The sequence below is a fragment of the Microbacterium sp. 69-7 genome, assembly GCF_001897985.1.
GTDB classification, from domain to species: Bacteria; Actinomycetota; Actinomycetes; order Actinomycetales; family Microbacteriaceae; genus Microbacterium; species Microbacterium laevaniformans.
The window spans coordinates 590-8,106 of record NZ_MKRU01000072.1 but is presented as its reverse complement, the minus strand read 5'-3'; the positions used below and the strand labels follow the sequence as shown (position 1 = coordinate 8,106).

Genomic DNA, 7,517 nt, shown 5'->3' with positions numbered 1-7,517 from the left:
GCCACCACTGCACGAGGCACGCGCACGCGGTGACGATCAGGAAGGTCAGCCCGGTCACCCCGACCCAGGACGCCGCCTCCGGCATTGGGCCGTTCGCCTGGGTCATCCCGATCCGCGCCCACGGGAACCCTGAGTATGGCCAGGACCCCATCGCGAGCTCCCGCACGCTCCACAACCCCGCCACGAGCAACGGCACCCCGAGACACCACAGGCCGCTACGTCCGTGGTCGCGGTCGCGGTCGGTCCACCGGTACGCGAGGGCGAGAGGGATCGCACCGACCCCGAATAGTACCGTTTCCAGGCCTGCCAACGCCACCCAGGGGACGGGTCCGAGGAAGGTCCCAACCCACATCAGGTGGGTGAAGTAGAACGCGGAACCGAAGGCCGTGCCGACCAGGAATGCGCCACCGATGCTGCGGCCGATCATCGTGCACAGCGCGATCGTGATGCTCACGAACGCGAGCGGCCACCACCCCACGGCGGGGAAGGACAGGTCCAGGAGCCCACCAGCGGCCGCGGCGACGAGGATCGCCGCCCACAACGGCACCCCCCTTCGTGCGGAGGGGGCGGCGTCTGTCGGCGTGTCAGTCAGCGAGGGCGCGGTCGAGAGCATCGGTGAGATCCGTCAGCTGGGTGAGCTCGAGCTTTTCGCCGTCGAGGAAGAAGGTCGGCGTGCCCTGCACACCCATCTGCTGCCCTTCGGCGAAGTCTTCCTCGACCCGCTCCCGGGTGGCAGGGTCCGCGACAGCCTGATCGTAGGCGGCCATGTCCAGGCCTAGGTCCTCGGCGAAGCTGCGGAACAGGTCCGCTTTGGAGACTTGCTGCTCGCCCCACTCGGCTTGCGTCTCGAACATGCGGTGATACATGTCCTCGACCCGGTCCTGCTGGGCGGCCGCTTCCACCGCGAGGGCGGCGTTCATCGAGTTGTAGTGGCTGGGGATCGGGTAGTACCGGAACACATAGTTGATCTGTCCGTCGTACTGCTCTCGGATCTCTTCGACGTACGGGTAGAACGCCCCACAGGCCTCGCATTCGAAATCGAGGAATTCCACCAGGGTCGGCGCGTTCGGGCCGGCGCTGTCCAGGACGTGGGAGTTGCTGCGGGCACCCGGTAACGCGTCCGCGGCGTTGTCGCCTGCGGGCACTTGAGGGCGGGCGGAGACCGTGTAGATGATCGCGCCGATGACGAGCACGACCACGGCGCCGATCGCAATGAGGGTCACTTTCATGGGGGTCTTCATCGTGGGTTCCTTCGGCTGGGGGTCTGTGAGCTCGGGCGATCACGGGCGGCGAGGTGGGCGTTGCGGATGCCGGCGATCGCGTCGGGCAGCTGCGGGTCCTCCCCGCGCGCGAGACCGGCGTATTCCAGGCGCAGGGTGGGCTCGTCCGGGTCGCCGGTGACGGATGCTTTGATGAACACGCGGCGTCGGGGAACGAGAAGGCCGGTGATTAGACCCAGTGTGGCGAGGGTGGCGAAGGCGAGCACCCAAGGACCGCCGGTGTCGCGTTTGATGTCCAGCGACGCGAATCGCTTCACCGCCGCCAGGGGATTCGTGCCGCTGGACGCGTCCTCGAAGGTGACCGTGCCCCACCCATTGGGCAGGTCGGCGGTCTGCCCAGGAGTGAGCTGGATCGACTCGGCACCGCTCGTGCCGCCGGTGAGTTGGGTCATTCCGCTGGTGTCGAGGGTGTACACCGACCGGGGCACGCCGTCGTTGATGCCGAGGCTGCCGGAGAACACGTTGAAGGTGACGACCGGGTTCACCAGATCGGGATACACCGAGGTGAACGCCCCGGTGTCAAGAGCGCCCTGGGTGGGATAGAAGAAACCGACAAGCCCGACCTGTTCGGGAAGCCCGTCTGGAACCTTGATGATGCCGAGCGAGGTCATCATGCTGTCTTGCGGGAGGAACGGCTGAGACTCGCTGTACACGACCGCGCCCTCGGAGTTTCGGACGGTGATGGTGGGTGCGTAGCCGTTTCCGAGCAGGTAGACCCGGTCATTGCCGACGGTGATGGGGTAGTTCACGCGGACGCTTTCGGTGTCCTGTGTCCCGGTGCGGGCGTTGCGGATGGTGAGGTTCGCGGCGAAGTCGCCCGCTTGGCCGCCACCGGGTTCTCCCGGTGGCACGTAGCTGACGTCGAAGCTGTCGAGGGTCAGCGAGTACGGGTCCAGCTGGGTGCCGTCCACGAACCTGCCCGGGGTGAACGAGGAGTAGTCGTTGAGGGTGTTGACGAACGTGGTCCCTTCGACGATGACCCGCTGCCCGGTGTAGGAGAAGCCGCTGGCGGCGAGCACGGCGACCAACACCCCGACCAGGGAGGCATGAAAAACCAGGTTGCCGGTCTCCCGGAGGTATCCTCGCTCGGCCGACACCGACCAAGACCGTGCGGTGTCGTACCGCTCGATGCGGTATCCGCGGCGGCGCAGATCGGCGGCGGCGGCGGTGATCGCGTCCGCCGCTTCGGCTTCAGGGCTCTGGACTGATGCGGGGACGTCGACGACGAGGTGTGTGCTCAGCCGGCTGAGTCGTGCTGGCGTGCGGGGTGGCCGAGCGCGGAGGGCTTTCCAGTGGTGCCGGGTGCGAGGGATTATGCAGCCGATCAGCGAGATGAACAGCAGCAGGTAGATGGCGGAGAACCAGGCGGAGTTGTACAGGTCGAATACCTGAAGTCCGTCGAGGATCGGGGCCAGTTCCGGGTTGTTCTTGAAGTATTGGAGGACGCCGTTGGGGTCCGCGGTGCGCTGAGGAAAGATCGATCCCGGTACCGAGGCGATGGCGAGCAGCAGCAGCAGCAGCAGCGCTGTACGCATGCTGGTCAGTTGCCGCCATCCCCACCGCAGCCACTCGACGGGTCCCAGCGACGGGGAGGTGACGGTGTCCGGCTCGCCCTGATCGATGTGACCCTCGGGGCGGGAGGGATCAGTGTGCAGCTGATCAGAGAGGGAGCGTGACATTGAGCATCACCCCCTGTAGAACGGACATCAAGGCGCCCCAGATGCCTGTGACCATCAGCACGCCGAGGATGATGAGCAGGCTGCCGCCGATGATGTTAACCACGCGAATGTGTCGTCGAACGAAGCTGACGGATCTGGTAGCCCAGCCGAGCCCGAGAGCAAGCAGAAAGAACGGGATGCCCAATCCGAGAGAGTAAGCAAAACCGAGCAGGGCTGCCCGGCCGGGATCTCCGAGATTCCACGACACCGACATGATGGCCGCCAACGTGGGCCCGATGCAGGGAGTCCACCCGATCCCTAGCGCGATGCCCAGCAGCGGTGCGCTGAGCATACCCAGGTTGCCGCGGAAACGGGGTCGGAGGGTGCGTTGCGCGCGAGGAAATACCCCAATGAACGCCAGGCCCATTGCGATGACAACTACCCCGAGCACCCGGGTGAGGATGTTCGCGTATTCGAGGAAGAATAGCCCCGCCACTCCACCGAGTACCGTGACGGTCATGAATACCAGAGTGAACCCGGCGACGAATAAGGCCACCCCGCCGATCAGCCGTCCACGCCCAGCGGGGGTCTGTGCCGGGGAGCTGGAGACGGCGGACCCGAGGTAGCCGAAGTACCCAGGGACAAGCGGGAGGACGCAGGGCGAGACGAAGGAAATCAGTCCCGCGAGCACGGCAATGAGCACAGCCACCCCGAGCGCGCCGTCGAAGATCAAACTCCCGGCGCTCATTCGATCTCCGCCAACGCGTCCGAGACGAGCGTGGACAGGATCGATGCGGCTGGCAGCTGCCCGATGATTCGCGCGGCAACCCTGCCCTGACGATCCATCACCAGAGTCGTCGGGGTCGCCTGGATGGGAGTGACCGCGGCGAACGCGAGCTTGGTGTTCCCGTCGACGATGTCGATCACGCTCGGGTAGGTGATCCCGTAGTCCTCCGCGAACGATCGCGCGGTGGCGGGTTGGTCGTAAATGTTCACGCCGATGAAGCCCACCCCTTTGGGCTGGTAGGTTTGCCACACTTCTTCCAGCAGGGGCGCCTCGACCCGGCATGGGCCACACGCGGCATACCAGAAGTTCACGACGTACACCTTGCCTGCGAAGTCGCCGCTGCTGACCGCGTTGCCGTGCTCATCGACGCCGGCGAACACCACCGTCTCGCCACGCTTATCCGGGGAGATCTCGACGATGCGCTCGTCAACGCTGGTGGAACCGGTGCCGTTGTTTGCCGTGGCGGCCAGCCCGTCCTGGGATGTGCACCCTGCGACCGCGAGTACAGCGGTCGCGGCGAGCATCGCGGCGGCCGCACGGAACGCGCGCCAGGATCTCCGATGGGCAACCGGGGGGACGGCGCGGGTGACGGAAGTCACCCGGAATGGGTTTGCCACGACGTTCTCCAATACGAGGACTCAACAGGCGGCGGTCTGGCAGCGCCAGAATCCGCTCGCTCTCACGGGTGCAAGGGTGTTGAGTGGTGGATCAGGTTCGGAAAACGCGCAGCTGTGTAAGAGTGAGCACCGGATTTCGGGACGACGGGAACGCGATCCGTTCACGCACTATCCCTGCGACACGCTCGACGCTGAACGTGCGGGACGGTGCCCGCCAGGCCAGAACGACGAGCGCCAACGCACACGCCACTCCCAGCAGGCACAGGGCAACGCCCAGATCTTCCGCATTCTCTGCGTTTCCCCCTGCCGTCGTCACCGCCGCCGGAACGGCGCCCGACTGGTCGGCCACGATCGGCCCTGCGGTCGACGGGGCCGTGAGGCCATCGGTTTCCGAGTGCGTCTCCACCCATGACCCCATCAGGAGCACCAGGACCAGCCCCAAGCCAGCAAGCAGCCGGGGCACCGACAATCCCATGCGCGCAGCGAAAGTGCAGTGCGCCGGGGCGGAGCGGATCATTTTGCGACGGTCCTCTTGTTCATGGACGCGGAGGAAATCGGACTATTCGACGATATAACACTATCAGATGTATAATCAGCGCATGCTGACTCTTACGTCCCGTGTTGATGTGATGAATCGGCTCGGGCGCGCGATGGCGGACCCGACCCGTTCCCGGATTCTCCTCGAGCTTCTCGACGCCCCCGGTTACCCAGTCCGGTTGTCGGACTCGCTGGGCCTGACGCGCACGAACGTCTCCAACCACCTCGCCTGCCTGCGTGGCTGCGGGATCGTGGTCGCGACCGCGGAAGGACGCCAAACCCGATATGAGATGCGTGGACCCGCATCTGACCCGCGCCATTTCAATGCTCGTAGACACAGTGCTTGCCTGCGACGACGGTGCACGCTGTACCGCGAACACGACGGGAGCCGCACCGTGAGCGAGGAAGCTGCGGACCGGAGGGGGCACGCAAGGCCAACACTGTGCGCCGGCTCGAACTGACCCGCCCGCTCACCACCGGTGACGCCTGGTGTGGCCCGATTGTACCCACAGGACGGCCGACACACACAGCTACACGAAAGCATGCAGACGGCACCACCGCCGCATTGAGTGTTGTCGAAGAGACAGGCCACGGCAGATCCCACGCGGCCTCATCGGACGCCAAGGCTCATCCAGTGCTCTCTTGACCCGGGCCCGCGACGGAATCACACACAACGAACAAGGACAACCGACATGAAATGCCCCACCGACGGCACTACTCTGGTGATGACAGAGAGGTCCGGCATCGAGATCGACTACTGCCCCACATGCCGTGGGGTCTGGTTGGACCGCGGCGAGCTGGACAAGATCATCGAGCGCGCGACGTCCAGGAATACCCGGTCACCCTATCTCCAGGAGGAGGATGACCGACGCGACGACAGCGACGGCTACCGGGACTACGACGGACGATCCCGTCGGCGTCGCGGCGGGTGGCTTGGAGAGCTCTTCGATTGATTCGAGCCAGGTTGCGACGGCGCGGCTGAGTCGCCGATTGGGAACGGGGCCGTGCCACATCGTGCCATCCACGCCGGCGCGGTGTCGCTCGGCTATGTCGGCGTGCTGGCGTTCCTGTTCTTACTCGCGCAATCCCGGCCGCCGATGTCCGCGAGCTGGACGTCCTCGTCATTGGCGCCGGTGAACAGATTGCAACAGATGGCAGCGTCGTCGACGGTCGGTCAAGGGCTGGATACCTCCGCGATCACCCGCGAATCCATCCCGGTCGAGGTCGGGGCCCGCCGATGGGGTGATCGCCGGCTCGGTGAACGGGTCGGGAACCCTCCGGATCGCGATGCCCGTCACGGTCATCAGCGCGATCGGTGCGGCGTCCAAGCTCGGGGTCGTGGTCAAGTCGCAGCAGGGCGATGGCCCGCGAGCTGCGCCGTCATGACATGGTCGGATCGATGGGTCGCGTCGGCGCCGCCGGAGACAACGCCGCCATGGAGTCGTTCTGGTCGCTGCTGCAGACGAACGTCCTCAACCAGCAGCGGTGGACGACCCGGCAGGAACTCCGGCTCGCGATTGTCGTGTGGATCGAGCGGAAGTATCACCGCCAGCGCGCCCAAGACACCCTCGGCGGCTTGACGCCCATCGAGTTCGAAGCCAAGCTAGCCGAGCCGCACACACTGGCGGCCTAAACCGAACCTGTCACCAGTTCGTTCCTCACGCCCTTCCTCACGCCCAGGGCTAAGTGACTCAACCTCTGAGTCTGTAGACCGTCTCACCCGTGTTGACATCGACCACACGGCCGTCATCGCGCACGCGAAACCGTGTCTCGCCGGAATTGGCATCCACCACTCTGCCGTCGTCGCGGACACGGAATGATGTCTCCCCAGTGTGCGCGTCAACCATCCGGTTGCCGCGCACGCGAAACCGTGTTATCACCCGAACTCGCACTGACCGCCCGGCGGCCGTCCCAAGTTTCATCACTCATACGAAGAGCCTGCCAGAGACGTCCGACATTCCTCCGTACGCGGCAGAGGTTCGACCTGCACGGCTCGTACGTGCGCGCGGACGCCCAGGAGCGCCACGCATGCTCTCATGGCGGCGTTGACTCACCTCGACGCTATGAGGAAGCCCGAGCCTGAGCCCGTCCCGGTGTCCATTCCGCTCGTCGTGCTCGATGTGCGCGAGGACGGCACCGTGACCGTCACCGTCGACGGGAAACGGTTGGACCCTGACCCTTTCGCGCCGCCGTGGCGGCGCTCCTCGTTCGGGCAGATCATCGACCGCGCCACGAACGACCGGACGACACCGGCGAGGGTCGAGGTCCGCGAAGCGGACGGCACGACGTTCACCGACATCGTCGCCGCCCGCCGCCGGCGTTCCCGCCCCGAGCCCGAACCGGAACCGGCGGCGCAGGCCGGGCCGGTGTTTCACACCGTCGAGGGCAAGGGGTTCGTTCCGGGCGAGGACGTGGCGGTCGCAGTCGTCACCGGGCACACCGACGCCGCCCACTCCGGCACCGCGCGCGCCCTCATCGACCCAGCCGGGAACGGCGCCGACCGGACCGACGAGGTCATCGAGGTCATCCTGTTCGGCCGGGTCTCCGGCACCACGATCATCCGGCGAGTGCCGTGAACGAGCAGGGCCGGCAGACCGGCTCGTTCGGGGACGAGCTGACCAACGCCGCGATGATCGGG

The 7,517-nt window shown here is 66.0% G+C and carries 7 protein-coding genes and 3 pseudogenes; 4 read left to right on the top strand and 6 right to left on the bottom strand.

Translation table 11 applies throughout. The annotated features are described in order from the left end of the window. From BGN98_RS06710 to BGN98_RS06685, 6 genes and pseudogenes are all read right to left on the bottom strand, one after another. Positions 1 to 547 (bottom strand): annotated as a pseudogene (locus BGN98_RS06710) (apolipoprotein N-acyltransferase); the annotation flags it as partial. Between the two features lie 37 nt (positions 548 to 584). Continuing rightward, the gene (locus BGN98_RS06705; RefSeq protein WP_036291084.1) at positions 585 to 1,241 is read right to left on the bottom strand and encodes a DsbA family protein; all 657 of its coding nucleotides are present in this window, start codon (positions 1,239 to 1,241) and stop codon (positions 585 to 587) included. Beyond that, on the bottom strand, positions 1,238 to 2,959 hold the full coding sequence (gene resB / locus BGN98_RS06700) for a cytochrome c biogenesis protein ResB (protein WP_036291086.1): 1,722 nt from the start codon (positions 2,957 to 2,959) through the stop codon (positions 1,238 to 1,240). Before resB ends, BGN98_RS06705 begins: the two co-directional genes overlap by 4 nt. Continuing rightward, a complete protein-coding gene (locus tag BGN98_RS06695; RefSeq protein WP_036291089.1) occupies positions 2,940 to 3,686 on the bottom strand; it encodes a cytochrome c biogenesis CcdA family protein in 747 nt (248 codons plus the stop codon). The genes resB and BGN98_RS06695 overlap by 20 nt, the downstream gene beginning before the upstream one ends. Further along, a complete protein-coding gene (locus tag BGN98_RS06690; RefSeq protein ID WP_061681279.1) occupies positions 3,683 to 4,249 on the bottom strand; it encodes a TlpA family protein disulfide reductase in 567 nt (188 codons plus the stop codon). Before BGN98_RS06690 ends, BGN98_RS06695 begins: the two co-directional genes overlap by 4 nt. Before the next feature lie 184 nt (positions 4,250 to 4,433). Further along, positions 4,434 to 4,859, bottom strand: coding sequence for a hypothetical protein (locus BGN98_RS06685; RefSeq protein ID WP_036291094.1), 426 nt, complete (start codon positions 4,857 to 4,859; stop codon positions 4,434 to 4,436). A gap of 82 nt (positions 4,860 to 4,941) precedes the next feature. Here BGN98_RS06685 and cmtR point away from each other — a divergent pair. From cmtR to BGN98_RS06660, 4 genes and pseudogenes are all read left to right on the top strand, one after another. Continuing rightward, positions 4,942 to 5,278, top strand: a pseudogene (gene cmtR / locus BGN98_RS06680) (Cd(II)/Pb(II)-sensing metalloregulatory transcriptional regulator CmtR). Positions 5,279 to 5,571: 293 nt separating this feature from the next. After that, entirely contained in the window at positions 5,572 to 5,832 is a 261-nt protein-coding gene (locus BGN98_RS06675) for a TFIIB-type zinc ribbon-containing protein (protein WP_036291368.1), read from the top strand. A 389-nt stretch (positions 5,833 to 6,221) separates the two neighbouring features. After that, positions 6,222 to 6,512, top strand: a pseudogene (locus BGN98_RS06665) (integrase core domain-containing protein); the annotation flags it as partial. 430 nt (positions 6,513 to 6,942) lie between these two features. Beyond that, positions 6,943 to 7,455, top strand: coding sequence for a hypothetical protein (locus BGN98_RS06660; RefSeq protein ID WP_026529678.1), 513 nt, complete (start codon positions 6,943 to 6,945; stop codon positions 7,453 to 7,455). Positions 7,456 to 7,517: the final 62 nt, after the last annotated feature.

Coding starts and splice junctions, on each gene's coding strand:
- BGN98_RS06705 (WP_036291084.1), bottom strand. CDS start 1,241: ATGAAGACCCCCATGAAAGTGACCCTCATTGCGATCGGCGCCGTGGTC.
- resB (WP_036291086.1), bottom strand. CDS start 2,959: ATGTCACGCTCCCTCTCTGATCAGCTGCACACTGATCCCTCCCGCCCC.
- BGN98_RS06695 (WP_036291089.1), bottom strand. CDS start 3,686: ATGAGCGCCGGGAGTTTGATCTTCGACGGCGCGCTCGGGGTGGCTGTG.
- BGN98_RS06690 (WP_061681279.1), bottom strand. CDS start 4,249: ATGCTCGCCGCGACCGCTGTACTCGCGGTCGCAGGGTGCACATCCCAG.
- BGN98_RS06685 (WP_036291094.1), bottom strand. CDS start 4,859: ATGATCCGCTCCGCCCCGGCGCACTGCACTTTCGCTGCGCGCATGGGA.
- BGN98_RS06675 (WP_036291368.1), top strand. CDS start 5,572: ATGAAATGCCCCACCGACGGCACTACTCTGGTGATGACAGAGAGGTCC.
- BGN98_RS06660 (WP_026529678.1), top strand. CDS start 6,943: ATGAGGAAGCCCGAGCCTGAGCCCGTCCCGGTGTCCATTCCGCTCGTC.